Raw genomic sequence first — 19142 nt, forward strand, 5'->3', positions numbered from 1 at the left:
ACGCTGCCGCGTCCATCGCAAGCCCGGCTCGCAATCAAGACGACAACGAGATCGCCCCTCAAGGATGAGCCGGGATGGCCGACACATACGCCGTTTCCGAATTTCGGTAAAGTGGAATATTTTTGCGCGCACGGCTTGACACCGACGCAGGTCGGGCTGTCAGGGTATTTCGTCCGACGGCGCAGCCCACCGGCGCCGCCGAGATGCTGGTGACGAGCCAAAAGGCCTAGTGTCCGCTTGCGGTCGCCCAGGAGCTGCCTGCGACAATCCGAGTCCGCCGCCGACATAAAGACGCAACAATTTCGAGGCTTCTCGATTGCCCCTGCCTTGAATTACCCCTCCTCGGAGTTCCCATGTCTTCTGCCGACAAGCCGGCGACACGCCTTGCGACCAGGCTTGCCTTCCTCGTCGCGGGCTTCGGTATCGCGTGCTGGGCACCGCTGGTGCCGTTCGCGAAGGCGCGGCTCGCCGTCGACGACGGCATCCTCGGACTGCTCCTGCTCAGCCTCGGCATCGGCTCGGTCGTCGCGATGGTTCTGACCGGCTTGCTGAGCGCGCGCTATGGCAGCAAGCCGATCATCATTGCGGGCGGGCTCGGTCTTGCCCTGGTCCTGCCTCTGCTGACGATCGCGAGCTCGCCCGCGACGCTGGCGCTGGCGCTCTTCGCGTTTGGCGCCGCGCTCGGCTCCATCGATGTCGCCATGAACATCCACGCGGTTGAGGTGGAGCGGGCCGCGGGACATCCGCTGATGTCCGGCTTCCACGCGCTGTTCAGCATCGGCGGCTTCGCCGGGGCCGCGCTCATGACCGCACTGCTCTCGCTGCAACTCGGCGCGCTCGCTTGCACGCTGATCTGCTCCGTCCTGATGCTGATCGCGATGCTGGCGGCCTGGCCGCGGCTGCTTCGCTCCGTTCAGGTGCAGGAAGGACCGCTGTTCGTGTTGCCGCATGGCGCCGTGCTCCTGCTCGCGCTGCTTTGCGCCATCACGTTCCTGGTCGAAGGCGCGATGCTCGATTGGGGCGCGTTGCTCGTCATCGGCGCGGGCCTCGTTTCCGAAGCGCAAGGCGGGATCGGCTACATCGTGTTCTCGGTCGCCATGACGATCGGGCGGCTCGGCGGCGACGCCGTCGTCGCACGCATCGGAGACCGCACGACATTGTTCTGGGGCAGCCTGATTGCGATCGCGGGTTTCGTGGTCCTGCTCACGGCTTCCGTCGTGGCGGTCGCCGTAGCCGGCTTCCTGCTCATCGGCCTCGGCGCATCGAACCTCGTGCCGGTGCTGTTCCGCCGGGCGGCGAGGCAGACGGTGATGCCGATGGGCCTCGCCGTCGCGGCGATCACCACCGCCGGCTACGCCGGCGTTCTCGTCGGCCCCGCCGGTATCGGCTTCGTCGCACGTCTTGGCGGATTGCCGGTGGCGTTCTGGCTCCTGACCGCGCTGATGGGCCTCGTCACGCTGACGGCGCGTATTGTTACGCGCGCCGCCAGCTGAGCGGCCTCACAAATTGCTCAGCCCGATCGATTTGATCAAGGGCGCGAGGCTTGCGGATGTGGCCTCGACGATGCGCTGGAATTTGTCCGGGCTTGAGTCATTGTCCGGCTCCATGCCCTGGGCGCGATAGCTCGCCAGGAGCGCCGTATCGGCCATGGCGAGCCGCGTCGCCTGCGCGATCCGGTCGATGATCGTATCGTCGGTGTCCTTGGGTGCGAACAGACCGAACCATCCCTCATACCGGATGCCGGGCATGCCGGATTCGACGGCGGTCGGGATCTCCGGCGCGCCGCTCAGCCGCGTTTCGGTGGTGACCGCAAGCAGCCTGACTTTCCCCGCTTGAGCCAGCTGCTGCAATTGAACGGACATGACGGCAATGACGAGCGATATCTGGCCGCTGACGAGGTCGTTGGTCGCCTGCGAGATGCCCCGATAGGGCACGTGGACAATATCCAGGGCCCCCGCCTGCTGCTTGAAGGATTCGCCGACCAGATGATTTCCGGTGGCGATCCCCGGCGTGCCATAGGACAGCTTTCCCGGATTGGCTTTCGCATAGGCGATCAGCTCGCGCAGGTTTGCGGCGGGCACCGAAGGATTGATGGCGAAAACCAGCGCGCTGTTGATCAGGCGGTAGATCGCGCGGAAATCGGCAACGGAATATCCGGGATTCGCCGACGTCATGGGAATGATGACCTGCGTGCTGCCGTTGCCGAGCAGCAGCGAATAGCCGTCGGGCTCCTCGCGCGCCACCGCCGCGGTCCCGATGGCGCCGCCCGCGCCGCCAATATATTCGACGAAGGTCGGCCCAAGCAGCGACGGCATCCTGTCCACCCAGGGGCGCGCGATCTGGTCACCCGATCCGCCGGCTCCGTAAGGAATCACCAAGCGAATGGGACGAGACGGATAGTCGGCAGCTTGTCCGTTGCGGGGAAGCGCGGTGAGCGCCGCTGCGCTTGTCAACGCGTGCACGAATTTTCGCCGCGTGAAAGAGGTCATGCTGCAAATTCCGGAAGTCGGCAGTCAATGTGGTGGCGGGACCGGCTCCCGGACGATGCCATCGCAGCAATCCGGCACGACAGTCAATGCTCCATCCGGACGAGCCGCGGTGTCATCGCATTGTCACGTCGGTCTAACTCTTTACTTTCCAAGCATAATTTCGCGAGCGAGCCGACCCAAGCCGTCCACGCAGGACTGGCAGCCCTGCCCACTGCTTTCGGCCAGTTTACTGTACGCCTCGTTCTGCTAGACCACAAAGTAATACATTTTGACTCCCTTCGAGGGGGCGATGGCGCGTGCCAGATCGTAGCGAAGACTCGGCCATTTCCTTTGGGCCATTTCGACTGTTTCCGAAGTCCCGGCTCTTGGAGAAGGAGGGCGCGCCGCTTCACGTCGGCGGCCGCGCGCTCGACATTCTCATCTTCCTTGCCGGACGCCCCGGAGAAGTCGTCGACAAGAGAGAGCTGGTCAAGCGCATCTGGGCCGGCGTCAATGTCGACGAGGGCAGCCTGCGCTTCCATGTCGCGGCGCTGCGCAAGGCGCTCGGTGACACCGGCAAGTCGGCCCGTTACGTCGTCAACGTGCCCGGCCGCGGCTATTGCTTTGTCGCCTCGTTCGCTCAAGCGGCTCTGCCGGCCGCCCCGGTCCCGGCCGAAACCGCCCCGCCCCGCTCCCTGCCCGCTCAGCTCACGAGGATGGTCGGCCGGGAAGACGTCATCGAGAAGATCTCGAACGGACTTTCGCTCTATCGCTTCATGACCGTCGTCGGGCCGGGCGGCATCGGCAAGACCTCGGTCGCCGTCACCGTCGGGCATCGCCGTTCCCAGGATTTCGGCGGGCGAGTCTTCTTTGTCGATTTCGGTCCGCTGAGGGATGGCAGTCACATCGCGACCACCATCGCTTCGGCGCTTGGACTGACCATCAGCGCGGAGGATCCGACGCCGGCCCTGCTGACGTTTCTGAAGACCGGCCCGGCCCTGCTGATCTTCGACAGTTGCGAACACGTGCTGGATCAATTGGCGCCGCTCGTCGAGCACATCGTTCGCGAGGCACCGCAGCTCCGCGTTCTCGCAACCAGCCGCGAGTCGTTCCGGAGCGAAGGCGAGCGGATTTTCCGGCTGTTCCCGCTGGATTGTCCGCCCGAGCGCGAAGGGCTAGCTGTCGACGAGGTCCTTGCCTATCCCGCGGCTCAACTCTTTGTGGACCGCATTGCGCAGAGCTCGGGCCCGTTCCAGCTCAGCGCGGAAGAGGCGCCCCTCGTCGCGAGCATCTGCCGGCGCCTCGACGGCATCGCGCTGGCGATCGAGCTCGCGGCAGGCCGCGTCAATGCTTACGGCATCGCCGGCACAGCATCCCTGCTCGACAGCCGCTTTTCGCTGCAATGGCGCGGCCGGCGCACCGCCGTGCCGCGGCACCAGACGCTCGCTGCGGCCCTGGACTGGAGCTACGACCTTCTGCCTGCCGCGGAGAGCGCCACGCTGCGACGCCTGTCGGTCTTTGCCGGGCCTTTCGCGCCGGAGGCGGCTGCGGCGGTCGCGTCCGGTGACGGCCTCAACGCGTCCGAGACTCTCGAAGCAATCGACAGCCTGGTGACCAAGTCGCTGATCTCGCCGTCGGGCTCGCGGACGCTGCGCTATCGGCTGCTCGACACCACGCGCACCTATGCATACGGAAAACTCAGCGAGCTCGGCGAAGCCAGGCAGTTCGCGCGGCGTCATGCCGAGCATTTTCGCGACTTATTCGAGCGCGCGGAGGCCGATATTTCGACGCCGCTGCCCGAATGGCTGAGCATCTATGGCGCGGAGCTGGACAATGTGCGCGCGGCGTTGGACTGGGCCTTCGGGCCCGACGGCGAGGCGACACTCGGTATCGCGCTGACGGCGGCTGCGGTCACGCTGTGGGTGCGTCTTTCGCTGTTCGCGGAATGCCGTGAGCGCAGCAGAACGGCGCTCGCGGCGCTCGGAGACACCGCCGACGACGACCGCATCCGCATGCAGCTCCTGTCGGCGCTCGGATGGTCGCTGATGTATGGCGAGGGCCGCGCGCGCGAGGCTCGACCGATCCTCGAGACGACCCTCGATCTGGCTGACAGGCTCGACGACAAGGATTTCCGGCTGCGCGCGCTCTGGGGCTTGTGCATCGACCAGTTCAACAACGGACAGTTCGGCAAGGCCCGTGCGCTCGCCGAGCGCTTTGCGAACGCAGCCGCGAACTCTCCCGACAGGACCGATGTCATGCTGGGCGACCGGCTTATGGCGGTGGCGCTGCACTATCTCGGGGATCAGACCGAGGCTCGGCTGCGCATCGACCGGGTCAATGCATCGCTGCATGTGTTGGCGGAGAAGCCGAAAATCTTCCCGCTCGATCTGAGAATCTCGACGCAATATTTTCGGGCTCGCATCCTGTGGCTTCAGGGCCTGGCCGATCAGGCTCAGGCCCTCACGTCCAGGAACATCGAGGAAGGCCGCGCCAATGGCCACGCGCTGACCTTCTGCAGCGTGCTCGGACAAGCCGCATGCCCGATCGCCTTCTGGTCCGGCGATTTCGACGCCGCGGAGCGTCACGGCATCGAGCTGCTCGAACACACCGAGCGCCACGCCATCCGGCTGTGGGGCCTGTGGGCTAGGGCCTTCAACGCCGCCGTCATGGTCAAACGCGGCGACTCGACCGGCCTGCCACTGCTGCGCGAGGAGCTCAATCGCGCCGGCGATGCGCGCTTCCTGCCGCGTTTTCTGCCCCTGCTCGGCGAGCTCGCCGCGTGTTCCGGAGAGGCCGACCAGGTTGACCGCGGCCTCGACGTGATCGAGGACGTCCTGACCCGCTGCAACGACCGGCAGGAGCTCTGGTATCTGCCGGAGCTGATCCGCATCAACGGAGAGTTGATGCTCAGGAGCGCGCGGCATTCAGAAGATGCCGAGGCGCGCTTTCGCGAGGCCATGGACATTGCCGTCCAGCAAGGCGCGCGCTTCTGGGAGCTGCGAAGCGCGGTCAGCCTGGCGCGGTACATGATCGGGGCTGGCCAGAGCGCGGACGCTCTGGCGGTTCTCGATAATGTCTGCGGAGCGTTTGCCGAGGGCTCAGACTTCGCCGATATGCGCGTTGCCCGCGACCTGGTCGCAATTGCGAACCTGAACGCACGCTAACTAGCCTAGCCTGCCGCTGCAGCCCCGCGCCGCGGCAGTTTCCAGTCGGGGCGGATGAAGTGGCAGGTGTACCCGTCCGGATAACGTTCGAGATAATCCTGGTGCTCCGGCTCGGCTTCCCAGAACTCGCCCGCGGGCGCGACCTCGGTCACGACCTTGCCAGGCCACAGACCGGACGCCTCGACGTCTGCAATCGTGTCCTTGGCGATCCGCTTCTGTCCGTCGCTCGTGTAAAAGATCGCCGAACGATAGCTCGTGCCCAGATCATTGCCCTGCCGGTTGAGCGTGGTCGGATCGTGAATTTGGAAGAAGAACTCCAGCATGGTCCGAAAGCTGGTCTTGGCGGGATCGAAGGTGATCTCGATCGCTTCGGCATGACCTTCATGATTGCGGTAGGTGGCATTCTTCACCGCGCCGCCGGTGTAACCGACGCGGGTGGAGACCACGCCCGGCTGCCTGCGGATCAGATCCTGCATGCCCCAGAAGCAGCCTCCGGCTAAAACTGCGCGTTCCGTTGTCATCTCTCCACTCCCAATTGATCCGTCTGTCCGTTCTGCATCCGTCGCATCCTATGCTTTTGGCGGCTCCGCCGATAGCCAGGCATTTGTCCATCCAGTTCCTCTCGCGAGGCGCAAGCTTCCAGAACCGGATGGAGACACAATGAGAGCGCGCCCTACGTCAGTTTGGCGTCGAGCGTGATCGCGGCGTTGAGCACTTTCGACACAGGGCAGTTCTTCTCGGCCTCGCCGGCGATCCTGGCGAAACCTGCGTCGTCGAGGTTCGGCACCTTGGCACGCAACGTCAGCGCCGATTTGCTGATCTTGAAGCCTTTGCCTTCAGGTTCGAGCGTGACCGCGGCTTCCGTCGAGAGCTCGTCAGGGGTGAAGCCGGCGAGTTGCAAGCCGAAGGCCAGGGCCATGGTGAAACAGCCGGCATGGGCCGCCGCGATCAATTCCTCGGGATTGGTGCCCTTCTCGTTCTCAAAGCGGGTCTTGAAGGAATAAGGCGTCGCGGCGAGCACGCCGGATTCGCTCGATAGCTGACCAGTGCCATCGCGACCGGTGCCCTTCCAGACTGCTGTTGCCTTGCGGATCATCTCAATTCTCCTGGTTGATTTTTTTGCACCGGCGCTCGGTACGGTACGAAAGCGACATTCGCACGACCGCCTGCCGCCGTTCCAACCGGCCGGGCGCCGCAGCGGTTCCCTCAAATCCCGTTCCGATAAAATCGGAACGAGACTTGATTCTTGCTTTGACGCGTTTTCTTCACGCGAACCGATATCCACTTCGCTCGAAAACGCTTTAGCTACCAATCTGTCCGACGTGGAAGCCGAGCCGGTTCTCGACGTCACCGGCGCGGTGGAAGCCGCGCGACATCAGCGCCTTGATGCGGGTCCGGCTCGCGGGGCGGCTGAGTGAGGCCAGGAAGGCGTCCCATTCCGGCTTGATCTCGACATCCGGCGGCAGGCTTGCGACGTCAACGAGGCGCTTGGTCTCGGCAATTGCCTCCTTGTCGAAGGACGCGATGCGCATCGCCAACGCCTCGACGAAGCCGTCGAGCTCGGCATCCGGCAACGACCGGTTCACATAACCGTAGCGTTCGGCGAGATCGCCGTGGATGTCGTCGGCGCCGAGCAGAACTTCGAGCGCGCGGCCGCGGCCCATCAGGCGCGGCAACCGCGCCATCGGCCCGCCGCCAGGTACCAGGCCCGCACCGACCTCCCATTGCGACAGAATCGCCTTTTCGCGGCTGGCAAAACGCATGTCGCTCGCGAGCGCCAGCTCGCTGCCGACGCCGGTCGCACGGCCCCTGATCGAGGCAATTGAAACAACGGGCGCGCGGCTGAGACGCACCAGCATGTCGGGCAGCGCCTGCAGGCCGGTCGGCCCGGGCGGGATACGAAGCGAATCCTCCAGGGGCGCGAGGAAGTCGTAATGCGTGATGAAGAAGCCTTCGACGGCACTGTCGAACACCACGACCTTCACCTCAGGATCGGTCTCGATCGCCGTGACGACGTCGTCGAGAAGCGGAAGCTGCTTGGGGCCGAAGATATTGACCGGGGGCATGTCGAAGGTGACACGCCAATACGACGGCAGCCGACGTTCCAGGCGGATTTGGTCGGTCGTGAAGGAGCGTTCGGGGCGGTTCATGATTGTATTCCTGTCTATGGGGAAAGAAGGGAACGCGCGGAAGTGCGCGTCCCCGAAGGTCTCAGATCGACTGACGCAGCGCTCGGAAGGCGGTGCGCATTTCCGCGCAGAACAACGCGGGCTGCTCCCAGGCCGCGAAATGACCGCCCTTGTCGAGACGGTTGTAGTGCATCAGTTTGGGATAGGCCTTCTCGGTCCAGCTGCGCGGCGCGGCGTAGATTTCGTCCGGGAAGACGCTGACGGCGACGGGAATCTTGATGTGCTTGGGCTCGAAGAACACCAGCTTGTTTTCCCAGTACAGCCGCGCCGATGACACCGCGGTGTTGGTGAGCCAGTAGAGCGTGATGTTGTCGATCACGTCGTCGCGCGACAGCCCTTCAGTCTTGCCGTCGAACACCCGGGCGATCATCGCGGCGCTGCGCGCATCATGGTCGAGCATCCAGGACGCCAGGCCCGCCGGCGAATCCACCAGACCATAGAGCGTCTGCGGCCGGTTGGACATTTCGATCGCGTAGCCGAGACCGTGCTTGTAGAAATCATCGAGCTGATCGTAAGCGTAGCGCTCGTCGGCCGAAAGGTTCGAGGGCCGCGATCCGCCGGGCTGAAGCGCCTTGGCGATGTCGTCGGGAACGGTCGCCGGCATGTTGGTGTGGATGCCCAGCAGTTCGGGCGGCGCGATCACCGCCATCTGCTCCGTCACGGCATTGCCCCAATCGCCGCCTTGCGCGACATAGCGGTTGTAGCCGAGCCGCTTCATCAGCACGATCCAGGCGCGCGCGACGCGCTGCGGATCCCAGCCCAATTCCGTCGGCTTGCCGGAGAAGCCGTGGCCGGGCAGCGACGGGATCACGAGATCGAAGGCGTCCGCCGCCGTCGCGCCGTGTGCGGTGGGGTCGGTGAGCGGGCCGACGATCTTCATCTGCTCGACGATCGAACCGGGCCAGCCATGCGTGACGATCATCGGCAATGCATTCGCGTGCCTGGAGCGGACGTGAATGAAATGGATGTCGACGCCGTCGATCTCGGTGACGAATTGCGGCAAGGCATTCAGCCGCGCCTCCATCTTGCGCCAGTCGTAGTCGTTCTGCCAGTAGCTCACGAGCTGCTGCACCGTCGTCAGTTGCACGCCCTGCGATTGATCGGCAACGATCTCACGATCCGGCCAGCGCGTCGCCGCAAGACGGCGGCGGAGATCGAGCAAATCCTGCTCGGGCACGCTGACGTGGAACGGGCGAACCGCTCCGCTCACGCCGGCCTTCGCGGAATGCAGCGGCAGCAGGCTCGATACGCTTGCGGCAACTGCGGTCATCGCGGCCTGGCCCAACAGTTGACGGCGGTCTGGATTGAGAATGTCAGTACGTGCTTGCGTGGCCATGTTCGATCTCCCTGGCTTTGGTCGGTGACGCTGACCGAATTCGACATCAACGCCTCGGTTCGTCATGCAGAGAGATTGGCGCAAGCCCCGGCAATTTGCTCGTTATGGGTTGTTAGACCGCGTTAGCCGTTGCGAGCCGCCGCGCGAGAGCGAAGAGAGCGATCCGCGATGCTGGCCGCCACAGCAACACGGCGCGCGATGAGCTCGGTCATCCCACGCCGCGTCGGCTTGCATCAGTCGAAGATTCCGTGCTGTCCAGCTCAGGACGGCAGCGGCTGGCCCGCCTGCTCGCGGACGATATGATCGGCGTACCAATCCGCCCAGTTCTCATCGTGCCCGCCGGTCCGCTTCTCGTGCTCGCCATGTGCCACCGCCGCGCGGCGCAGTGCTGCGGCCAGCGCAGCCTGCGAAGCGAATGTGGTGCCGTCGCCCGCGATCCGTCCCGGCAATCGCGTCGTGACCTCCTGGAACAGCCAGCCATTGCCGTCGGGATCGCTGAACGAGGCAAATGAGCCGTAGCTGCCGCGCTTCGGGTCAGCACCGCCCACCCGAACGCTGCCGGAGAGATAAGGCTCGTCGGTCCCGGCGTGAACATCGCCGGCTCCGTGGAACGGAGCGCTGACCTCGATGCCGCGATCGAGCAGATCTTTTCGTGCCACCTCCAGATCGGAGACGATCAGGTACAAGCCTCGCGCCGAGCCCGGCGATGCCGCCGTCACGTTCCGGCCGAAGATCACCGAGCAGGCCGAACCCGGCGGCGTGAACTGGATCACGCGCCAATCGTCGCCGGAGGCAAAATCGGCGTCCAGTCGCCAGCCGAGACGCGCGTAGAAGGCCTTGGCGCGATCGACATCGGACACGGGGATCACGATCACCTCGAGCCTCTGATCGACGCCACGCGATGTCGAAGGCTTATTCGCAGACTGGTTGGAAGGCTTGTTGGAAGGATTGGCCGCGGCGTCGCGGTCGATTTCAGTAGTGGCCATGTCGAACTCCCTGGGTTGGATCTAAGACGAACTTCAACCAGCGGCGATCGGCATCACGATGGTTACGCGTGTGCCGTCTTCTCCCGCCTCGCCCTGCAGTCGGGCGTGAATGCTTCGTGCGAGTCCTTCGAGAATCCGGCTGCCGGTGCCCTGAAGCGGCCCGGTCGCACCGATCCCGTTGTCGGCCACCGTGCAGAACCAGGCACCGTCGCGATTGGCCATTTCGATGCGGATCATTGCATCATTCCTCTTCGGGAAGGCGTGCTTGGCCGCATTCGTCACCAGCTCCGTCAGCATCAGCGCGAGCCGATGGCATTGCGACGCCGGCAACGTGCCGCTTTCGATCGCCGCCTCGCAGCGGATGCCCGCGGGCTCCAGCACGGCCTCGGAAATCGCTCCGCACAAATTTTCGAAGAAGGCCGCCACCGGGATCGCCGTATGGTCGTCATTGTCGGACAAGAGCTGATAGAGCCTGCCGAAGGCGACGATGCGCCGCTCGAGCCGGTCCGCTGCAAGCGATACGTCCCTGGTACCCGTTCGGGTGAAATCGCGGCGGACTGACGCACCGAGTATCGTCAGCGTGTTCTTCATCCGATGGTGGGATTCCCGCAGCACGAGCTCCCAGTCACGCGACTGATCGTCAAGACTGGCGACAAATTGAGATCGAACGACGTCGTCATTCGGCCGAGCATTGATACCGGACATCGTAGCCTCCCCGTTGGAATTAGCGTCGAACTCGGAACTGATACTGGATCCAGTTCGCGCGCATTGCTCGTTAGACGTTGCAAGATTTTGTTATGATGGCGGTACGACGACCGGACTCCGAGACGTAGGCTTGGTCGTCAAGCACGCTGCCCGGGCTGTCCCGATCGCTTCGCAAGATGTTGGCGTTTAAGCCAATTTGAGACGGATCGCCGCGAGCAGCCGGCCAATTGCCGGCGCCCCACGCGATTTCGCCACTTTCGACCAGTTTACTCAGGGTTCCCTTCTGGTAGATCAAAGTGCAGAGTTCAGCTCTTTCACTGGAATGATTGGCCCGTGCCGGACACTAACGACCAGGATTTGGCCATTGCTTTCGGGCCATTCCGGCTGTTTGCAAAGACGCGGCTGCTCGAGAAGGACGGCGCCCCGGTTCACCTCGGCGGCCGCGCACTCGACATTCTCGTTTTCCTGGCCGAGCGCGCTGGCGAGGTCGTGGACAAGCGTGAGTTGATCCGGCGGGTCTGGGCCGACGTGAATGTGGACGAAGGCAGCCTGCGCTTTCACATCACGACGTTGCGCAAGGCCTTGGGCGATCCGGGCGAAGGCTCCCGCTACGTCGTGAACGTCCCCGGACGGGGTTATTGCTTCACGGCCACGCTGCTCCGGGCCGCCCCATCGGAGAACCGGACCAGCCTGCCCGTCGCTGCGCCGCGCTCGCTGCCCTCGCCGCTTTCGAAGATGATCGGGCGGGACGATGCGGTCGCGAAAATTTCCGCCGAACTCGCCTTGCATCGCTTCGTCACGATCGTCGGCCCCGGCGGGATCGGCAAGACCTCGGTCGCACTGGCCGTGGCGCATGGCGAGCTCCAGGCCTTTGACGGCCAAGTGTGTTTTGTCGATTTCGGCGCACTGCGAGAAACCAGGCTCGTTGCGGGAACAATTGCGGCCGCGCTCGGCCTGACCGTCAATTCCGACGATCCGATGCCGGGGTTGCTGACGTTCCTGCGCAGCCGGCGGATGCTGCTGGTCTTCGACAGTTGCGAGCACATCCTCGACGATCTCGCCCCCCTGGCCGAGCGCATCGTCCGGGAAGCGGGCGGGCTGCATATTCTTGCCACCAGCCGCGAATCTTTCCGCGCCGATGGTGAGCGTGTCCATCGGCTGTTTCCACTGGATTGCCCGCCACAGCGCGACGGACTCGGCATCGCGGATATCCTTGCCTATCCCGCAACTCAGCTCTTCGTGGAACGCATTGCAGAGAGCCTGAGCGAATTCGAGCTCAGCGAAGAGGATGCGCCGCTCGTCGCCGAGATCTGCCGTCGGCTGGACGGCATCGCGCTCGCCATCGAGCTCGCGGCCGGGCGTGTGAACGCCTACGGCATTGCCGGGACCGCCTCGCTGCTCGACAGCCGTTTCTCGCTGCTATGGCGCGGTCGGCGCACCGCTGTCCCGCGGCACCACACCCTGAGTGCGGCGCTCGCCTGGAGCTATGATTTGCTGCCGGCAAACGAAAGCGCAACACTGCGCGGATTGTCGGCATTCGTCGGGCCGTTCACCCTGGAGGCCGCGCTTGCGGTCGCATCCTGTCAGGGCATTGGCGAGGCAGAAGCCGCCGAGGCGATCTCCAATCTGCTTTCCAAATCGCTGATCGCGACCTCGCCTGCGGAGCGGCGGCTGCGCTATCGCCTGCTGGATACGACGCGTGCCTTCGTCGCGGAGAAGCTCGTCGAGAACGGCGAAGCGGACCGCATCGCACGCGCCCACGCCGAATATTTCCGCGACTTCCTGCGCGACATCGCTCTCCAATCCACGGGCATGCAGAGTGCCGGCGGCTTCCTTCCCTATGCCGACCACCTGCCCAATGTTCGGGCCGCGCTGACCTGGAGCTTTTCACACGGCGGGGACCGAACGATCGGCGTGGATCTGGCGGCGTCGGCGGCCCAGTTCTTCCTTGAGCTGACATTGCTGACGGAATGCTACCGCTGGACCCAGCAGGCGCTAGCGTCCCTCGATGCGAGCGCGGGGGATGGCCGCAATGAAATGATCTTGCAGGCCGCGCTCGGCGTCTCCGCGATGTTCACGCAGGGCAATACCGAAGCGGTCCGCTCGGCGTTCACGCGCAGTCTCCAGCTTGCCCGAGAGCTCCAGGATCTGCACTGGCAGCTCTGGCTGCTGCGCGGATTACACATCTACCTCACCAGGGTCGGGGATTTTCACGGAGCGCTCGGAACCGGCGAACAGGGCGAGAGCGTCGCGCGGAAGCTGAACGATCCCGCCAGCACGCTGAACGTCGAATGGATGCTGGGCGTCGCCCATCATTTGATCGGCAACCAGGACAAGGCGGTGCAGCTCTGCGAGAGCGCGATGTTGCACAATCCCGGCTCGCAGCGGCTGAATATCGGGCATCTCGGCTATGATGACCGCATCGTCGCACTGGTGGCGCTGGCGCGCGGGCTTTGGCTCACCGGCCGGCCCGATCGTGCGATCGAGGCGTCCCGATACACCATTCGCGAAGCCGAGCTGCTCGAACAGCCGCTCACTCTCGGTATTTCCTTGATCTGGACCATCTACGTGTTCCTCTGGGTCGGCGACTTGGCCAATGCGGAAATCCTGATCGAGCGACTGATCGATCATTCCGCGCGGCACTTCCTCGGGCCCTATCATGCGGTCGGCATCGGCCAGAAGGGTGAGCTGCTGCTTCGCCGCGGCGACGCCGCCGCCGGCATCGAGCACCTCCGCCGCAGCCAGGCCACGCTGTACGCGACGCGACACCGCATCATGACGACGGTGTTTGCGACCGCGCTCGCGGAGGGTCTCGCCTCCCAGAACCAGGCCGGCGAAGCCTTGCAGACCATCAATGATGCCATCGCGGAGATCCCGGATCATGGCGAATCCTTCGACATGCCGGAGATGCTCAGGGTCAAGGGCGACATCCTCGCCCGGTCGGGCAACGCCGCGGAGGCCGAGAGCTGCTTCCGGGAATCGCTCGATCTGTCACGCCGCCAATGCGCGCTCGGCTGGGAGCTGCGCGGGGCGATCAGTCTCGGCCGGGTCTGGCGCCAGGCCGGAAAAGCCGGAGACGCACGCGCCCTGCTCGCCCCGCTCGTCGCACGATACCAAGAGGGCCTCCAGACCCGTGATCTGGTCGCCGCCAGGGAGCTCCTTACGGCGCTGAATTGAGAGTATCTTCAACGGGATACCGCAAGAATATCCGCTCGCAACTCCTAACAACTTCTAACACGCCAAGCCGCATCCGCCCCGCCATGGTGGCGGCACTTCATGGTGGATATGGCGGGACATGGCGCTTCTTGACGATGCAATTGATGCCAGCGGCGGAATGGCCCGCTGGAATAGCTTGAGCCGGTTCACGCTTCACCTCTCCGTCGCCGGAACGCTGTTCTCCAGCACCGGACATGCCAGCGAATTCAAGGACGTGACGGCGGAGGGCTCGACCCGCACGCAGTCGGTCCGCTTCACCGGCATCACCGGAGGCGAACACTCCGGCTCTTTTCAGCCGGACGCGATCACGATCGAAAGCCTCGAGGGTGAGGTCCTCAGGACCTGGCGCAATCCGAGCCTTGCGTTCACCGAGGCCGGTTCGCCCACGCTGGTGGACGAACTGCATCTCGTCTTCTTCTGCGGCGTCGCGATCTGGAACTATCTGACCAATCCATTCCTGCTCGCACATCCCGACGTGGTGGTGGAGGAACTGTCACCATGGCAGGAGAACAACGAGACATGGCGGCGGCTCCGGGCGCAGTTCCCGCCGGGCCTGATCACGCTTGCGCCCGAGCAGATCTTCTATTTCGACGACAACGCGTTGCAACGGCGGACCGATCACGATCTGTTCGGAATGAAGGTCGCGCATTTCTCCTGGGCGCATGACAGCTTCGGCGGGATCGTGGTGCCGACGCTCCGACGCGCGCAGACGCTGCGGCCCGACGGCACCGTGGTCGCCAAGCCCGTGCTGATGGATGTCGAGATCTTTGACGCCGTGTTCGAGTAGCGGCACGCGCGATTCGCTTCGACTGGTCAGGCCGCCGGCTCGTTCAACATGCGCCGTGCCGCAATGAGATCGGCGGTCTCGAACCCTTCCGAGAACCGGGCATAGGTTTGGGCGAGCTGTTCGAGCGGATTTTGCCCACGCTGCCGGATTCGGAGCCGCGCCAGCGACATCTGGGCGCGCAGCCGCCAGGATAGCGCGCCCTGCTGTTCGGCGAGCGAGATCGAGGCGACGAGATCCGCCTCGGCTGCGTCGGGATTGCCGCCATGGGCCTCCAACTCTCCCCGCAGACGGAGCAGCTCGGGCATGTCGAAGCCGCCGCCTTCCTGCTCGACCCGCAGAATGGTTTCATAAAGAACATGAATGCCTTCCGTCAATTGTCCCAAGCTGACCAGGCCCCGCGACAGATCCGCGGCGAACGCCGAGGCGTAGAGCTCGTAGCGATCGGCGTGCAGGCGTGGAAGCGCACTTCGCATCAGGTCGACGCCGCCGGCGACCTCGCCCCGAGCGATCATGCTCTGCGCTCGAAAACCCGCCGCGACGGCTTCGTAAGGGACGAGTCCGTGCATGCTCGCATGCGCGGCCAGACGACCGGTCATTGCCTCGACCGACGACCAGTCGCCAAGCCAGCCGAACACCGAAGCGGACCAGCATAATGCGATAGAATGCATGACCACGTCATGCGGCGCCGAAGCACCGACCAGCGGCCGGATGCATTCAAGCGCACGATCGGGAAAGCCGCGCAGCCATAGCACGCGCGCAAGCGGAATCTGCGGTGTGCGTGAATAGGCGAAATGCCCGGGTTGGGTCCCGCGGAGCACAGCGTCGTCGCGCAGGCCCTGGTCGAGATGGGCTTGCGCCTCGGCCTGGTCTCCGGCGAGGTGATACGACACGCCGAGCAGCGCTTTGCTCCCGGCGATGCCCGCGGTATCGCCGATCAGGCGAGCAATCCGCTCGGCGTGAAGCGCAGTCGGCACCAGATGCCGATAGCGACCGGTCCGGCGGTAGAACATATTGAGCCGGGACAACAACCTGAATGTGTTGGCGTGATCGGAAAGCGCTTCCGCTATTTCCAGCCCGCGCTTGAGCGCCGCTTCCGCCTGCTCGCTGTTACGCTCGGTGAACATGAAGGCGTGACCGAGCGTCGACTGAAGTTCGAGCTCCCATGCGCCGCCCCGGTCGGCCTCGTCCAGCATTGCGAGTGCGCGATCGGACCAGATGCGTGCCTCGTTCAGCAAATTGAGTTCGACGAACAGCCTTGTGCAGCTGCCGGCGAGCGGCACGCGCAAGCCGGCGCCCTCGTCGTTGGCGTAACTCCATTGCAGCGCAGCGCGGGCATCGGCGAGCAGGCTCGCGCGTTCCTGCAATCGCGACGCATGATCGCTGCCCTCCTTATCCTTCATGCCCGCTTCGAGCGTGCATTGAACATAGAGAGCGTGACGGTGCGCGATCTGCGCCAGCTGTCCGCCGTCGGCCAGTTTCTGCAGGGCATAGGCACGCGTTGCGTCGAGCAGGCGATAGCGCCGCGATGCGCCGTCCGGCTGGGTGGAAACCAGCGACTTCACCACGAGTTGCTCCAGCGCCTCGACGACGCGATCCTCCGGCATCGCCGCCCCGGCTGCGACCGCTATCGCGCCCTTCAACGTGAAGTAACCTGCGAAGACCGCGAGGCGCTGAAATACGATCCGCTCGTTCTCGCCGATCAGACCGAAACTCCAGTCGAGCGTAGCGCCGAGCGTCTGCTGCCGCTGCGGCGCCGTTCGCCGCCCGCGCCATTCGAGCTGCAGCCGGTTGTCGAGCAGCGCCGCCATCTCGCGCAGTCCGTAGAGACCGACACGTGCAGCAGCCAGCTCGATCGCCAGCGCGATGCCATCGAGCTTGCCGCAAATCCGGGCCAGGACTTCGGCATCCTCGTCGGTGATGTCGTCGCGATGCCCCGCCGCGACGGCCCGATCGACGAACAGGCGCACAGCGGGATAGGCCAGCACCTCGCCGGCACTGAGGCGGGTGCCCTGGGGCGGCCCCGGGAGCGAAACGAGCTCGAAAATCTGCTCGCCTTCCACCAGCAGCGACTCGCGGCTGGTTGCGAGGATGACGATGCCCGGCGCCTCCCGGTAGATGTTTTCTGCAAGACGCGCGACCTCCTCGATGACGTGCTCGCAGCTGTCGAGCACGAGAAGAAGCCGCCGGCCGCGCAGGAAATTGACGATGCTGGCCGAGGGATCATCGTGGTGCACGACGAGTCCTAACGCGGCAGCAACCGTGCTCGCGACCAGGGCCGCGTCCTTGAGCGGACCGAATTCGAGGAAATGGACGTTGCCGTCGAACCCATCGCACATTTCGTGCGCGAGCGCGGTCGCAACGGTGGTCTTGCCGATGCCACCCGGCCCTCGCAGCGTGACGAAACGATCGCGGAGCAAGCGAGCCGCCAACTCGGCCACGGCGTCCTCGCGCCCGACCATCCGGTCCAATCGGCGCGGCAGCGACGGTGGCGGCGCGGCCCTTCCAGGCGCAGGCGACGCCAGCGCCGCCACCTCAGCGCGCCCGCCACGCCGCACGGGCGCGACAAAGCAATAGCCCCGGCCCGGAATGTTGGTGATGTAGCGGGCCCCATCCTTTCCGTCGCCGAGCACCTTGCGCAACTCCGCAACATGGACGCGCAGGCTGACCTCCTCGACGGAAAGTCCGGACCACGCATAGCCGAGAATTTCGTCCTTCGGGACCACTTCGCCGGCGCGACTGACCAGCAGGCGCAAAATATCCATCGCGCGGCTGCCGAGCCTGACCGGCGAGCCATCCTTCTCCAGCAGCCGCGACCGAAGCGAGAATGGCCCGAACGCGACGGCATCGAAATCTGGGATCGCCGCGGCGTCGCGGCCGCGGGGACCCTGTCCTGCCGAGAGCTCGGTCACTTCTGACTCATCCTGAAGGCCGCTCCATCGAAATGCGCCGCGACTATAGCCGGCACCGGTGGGAGGTCCAGCGAGGGCAACGCCCGGAACTCACACCGCCGCATCAACCTCCACGCGGTGACCGGCGCTCTCCTGAGGCGCGTCGGGGATGCGCAAACATCTGATAAATTGTACAAAAACGGCGCTTCCTGAGACGGGATGCCGCACCCGATGCGCTCCCACAAAAACTAACACATCCTAATCACCACTAACGAGCTTGCAGGTCGGCTCACGCCTATCCTCTCAGCATGGAAAGCAGGGCTTTGCGCGTTTGCTGGTTGCAAACAGCAGAGAAAGCCCGGAGAGGACGAATGATGTTGACCAATTTGCAGGCAGGTGATGCCTGGATTGAATTTCCGGGCGCCTCGGGGGATTGCGAGATTCCCCAGGCAACACAAGCGATCATTCGGGAGCGTCAATGGCGTGAGATCGATCGGCGCGCGGGGGCGGCGGCTGAGGACATCGCGATCTCGCGGTGGGAAGACCCGCGGAGCACCTCGTCGCACGAAGCGACGACGCCTGAGGATCGCTATTTCGTCGGCATCGCCCTCAGGACCACGCGCGCGAAGCTCATCCGGGATCGCCAGGTCATTTTTGACGGGACCATGCCCGCGGGCACACTGTATCTCACCGCGCCGTCGAAGCCCCTCGCCGTGCAGTTCCAGTCGCCATGCGCCTTCTTGCACTTTCACATTTCCGCGGATCAATTTCAGGAGCAATCTTCCGGGACCGAGGGATTGAATGATCTCGTCCTGTTGCGCGATCCGCTCGCAGCCGAGCTTGCAAACGCGCTGATCGAACTTGGCGACGCCGCGGACCACGAGTTTACGCGCCGCATTGGCCAAACCCTCGCGATGCATCTCGCGCGCCTGGAATTGCCACGCGCCAAGGTCAATGCCTTGCCGAAATGGCGGCTACGGCGCGTCGAGCAATATGTCGCCGATCATTTCCACCGCTGCATCAGCCTGTCCGAACTCGCCAAGGTCGCCGGCCTGTCCAGAATGCACTTTGCGGCGCAGTTCCGCGTCGCGACCGGTTACCGGCCCCGCGAATATCTGCTCAACCACCGGATCGAGCAGGCCAAGACGCTGCTGGCCACCACCGAACGGCCGCTGGCGGAGATCGCGCTGGCGGTCGGCTTCAGCACGCAGGCGCATTTTTCGACCGTCTTCAAGCGCATCAGCGATCAATCCCCGGCACGCTGGCGTCTCGCCAACAAGGGCGGACGGCGAGAGGTGCAAGCACTCCCTCCGCGTCGTCCTTCTACGGAGAGGGACTGGATCGGCGCAGCCGCGTAAGCATTCGCTCGCGCCCTCATCCTCCCGGGCCTGCGAGCCACTCGG

13 protein-coding genes are annotated in these 19142 nt (G+C 64.7%); 5 read left to right on the plus strand and 8 right to left on the minus strand.

The annotated features are described in order from the left end of the window. The first annotated feature begins 353 nt into the window (after positions 1-353). Entirely contained in the window at positions 354-1493 is a 1140-nt protein-coding gene (locus tag AC0L21_RS08430; protein ID WP_473260122.1) for an MFS transporter, read from the plus strand. Between the two features lie 6 nt (positions 1494-1499). On the opposite strand, the gene AC0L21_RS08435 is transcribed toward AC0L21_RS08430, so the two are convergent. Beyond that, on the minus strand, positions 1500-2489 hold the full coding sequence (locus AC0L21_RS08435; RefSeq protein ID WP_473260125.1) for a Bug family tripartite tricarboxylate transporter substrate binding protein: 990 nt from the start codon (positions 2487-2489) through the stop codon (positions 1500-1502). Positions 2490-2785: 296 nt separating this feature from the next. On the opposite strand from AC0L21_RS08435, the gene AC0L21_RS08440 reads away from it, so the two are divergent. After that, positions 2786-5632, plus strand: coding sequence for an ATP-binding protein (locus AC0L21_RS08440; protein ID WP_473260127.1), 2847 nt, complete (start codon positions 2786-2788; stop codon positions 5630-5632). A gap of 5 nt (positions 5633-5637) precedes the next feature. Here the strand turns inward: AC0L21_RS08440 and msrA are convergent, their stop codons facing one another. From msrA to AC0L21_RS08470, 6 genes are all read right to left on the minus strand, one after another. Continuing rightward, positions 5638-6153 (minus strand): peptide-methionine (S)-S-oxide reductase MsrA, encoded by a 516-nt coding sequence (gene msrA, locus AC0L21_RS08445; protein ID WP_473260129.1) that lies wholly within the window; start codon positions 6151-6153, stop codon positions 5638-5640. A 152-nt stretch (positions 6154-6305) separates the two neighbouring features. Then, positions 6306-6728, minus strand: coding sequence for an OsmC family protein (locus AC0L21_RS08450; protein ID WP_007601290.1), 423 nt, complete (start codon positions 6726-6728; stop codon positions 6306-6308). A gap of 205 nt (positions 6729-6933) precedes the next feature. Continuing rightward, positions 6934-7782, minus strand: a complete 849-nt coding sequence (locus AC0L21_RS08455) for an enoyl-CoA hydratase/isomerase family protein (protein ID WP_473260131.1) — start codon at positions 7780-7782, stop codon at positions 6934-6936. A 61-nt stretch (positions 7783-7843) separates the two neighbouring features. Beyond that, a complete protein-coding gene (locus tag AC0L21_RS08460) occupies positions 7844-9157 on the minus strand; it encodes an epoxide hydrolase family protein (RefSeq protein ID WP_473260133.1) in 1314 nt (437 codons plus the stop codon). 260 nt (positions 9158-9417) lie between these two features. Then, complete coding sequence (locus AC0L21_RS08465) at positions 9418-10143, minus strand: VOC family protein (RefSeq protein WP_473260135.1); 726 nt, start codon at positions 10141-10143, stop codon at positions 9418-9420. A 33-nt stretch (positions 10144-10176) separates the two neighbouring features. Continuing rightward, on the minus strand, positions 10177-10848 hold the full coding sequence (locus AC0L21_RS08470) for a sensor histidine kinase (protein WP_473260137.1): 672 nt from the start codon (positions 10846-10848) through the stop codon (positions 10177-10179). Positions 10849-11181: 333 nt separating this feature from the next. Between AC0L21_RS08470 and AC0L21_RS08475 the strand changes: the two genes are divergently transcribed. Together AC0L21_RS08475 and AC0L21_RS08480 are read left to right on the plus strand one after the other, a co-directional pair. Next, positions 11182-14025 (plus strand): ATP-binding protein, encoded by a 2844-nt coding sequence (locus AC0L21_RS08475; RefSeq protein ID WP_473260139.1) that lies wholly within the window; start codon positions 11182-11184, stop codon positions 14023-14025. 118 nt (positions 14026-14143) lie between these two features. After that, positions 14144-14851, plus strand: a complete 708-nt coding sequence (locus tag AC0L21_RS08480) for a hypothetical protein (RefSeq protein ID WP_473260141.1) — start codon at positions 14144-14146, stop codon at positions 14849-14851. Positions 14852-14877: 26 nt separating this feature from the next. Here AC0L21_RS08480 and AC0L21_RS08485 read toward each other — a convergent pair whose 3' ends face one another. Then, a complete protein-coding gene (locus AC0L21_RS08485; RefSeq protein ID WP_473260143.1) occupies positions 14878-17760 on the minus strand; it encodes an ATP-binding protein in 2883 nt (960 codons plus the stop codon). A 353-nt stretch (positions 17761-18113) separates the two neighbouring features. Here AC0L21_RS08485 and AC0L21_RS08490 point away from each other — a divergent pair, with 353 nt between their 5' ends. Next, a complete protein-coding gene (locus AC0L21_RS08490) occupies positions 18114-19097 on the plus strand; it encodes a helix-turn-helix domain-containing protein (RefSeq protein WP_473260653.1) in 984 nt (327 codons plus the stop codon). The last annotated feature ends 45 nt before the right edge of the window (positions 19098-19142 follow it).

The organism is Bradyrhizobium sp. WSM4873 (genome assembly GCF_055811355.1).

What these genes read in the sequence shown, in the direction of transcription:
- msrA (WP_473260129.1), bottom strand. Translation starts at nt 6,153, where the DNA reads ATGACAACGGAACGCGCAGTTTTAGCCGGAGGCTGCTTCTGGGGCATG.
- AC0L21_RS08470 (WP_473260137.1), bottom strand. Translation starts at nt 10,848, where the DNA reads ATGTCCGGTATCAATGCTCGGCCGAATGACGACGTCGTTCGATCTCAA.
- AC0L21_RS08480 (WP_473260141.1), top strand. Translation starts at nt 14,144, where the DNA reads ATGGCGCTTCTTGACGATGCAATTGATGCCAGCGGCGGAATGGCCCGC.
- AC0L21_RS08435 (WP_473260125.1), bottom strand. Translation starts at nt 2,489, where the DNA reads ATGACCTCTTTCACGCGGCGAAAATTCGTGCACGCGTTGACAAGCGCA.
- AC0L21_RS08450 (WP_007601290.1), bottom strand. Translation starts at nt 6,728, where the DNA reads ATGATCCGCAAGGCAACAGCAGTCTGGAAGGGCACCGGTCGCGATGGC.
- AC0L21_RS08460 (WP_473260133.1), bottom strand. Translation starts at nt 9,157, where the DNA reads ATGGCCACGCAAGCACGTACTGACATTCTCAATCCAGACCGCCGTCAA.
- AC0L21_RS08430 (WP_473260122.1), top strand. Translation starts at nt 354, where the DNA reads ATGTCTTCTGCCGACAAGCCGGCGACACGCCTTGCGACCAGGCTTGCC.
- AC0L21_RS08490 (WP_473260653.1), top strand. Translation starts at nt 18,114, where the DNA reads ATGTTGACCAATTTGCAGGCAGGTGATGCCTGGATTGAATTTCCGGGC.
- AC0L21_RS08455 (WP_473260131.1), bottom strand. Translation starts at nt 7,782, where the DNA reads ATGAACCGCCCCGAACGCTCCTTCACGACCGACCAAATCCGCCTGGAA.
- AC0L21_RS08465 (WP_473260135.1), bottom strand. Translation starts at nt 10,143, where the DNA reads ATGGCCACTACTGAAATCGACCGCGACGCCGCGGCCAATCCTTCCAAC.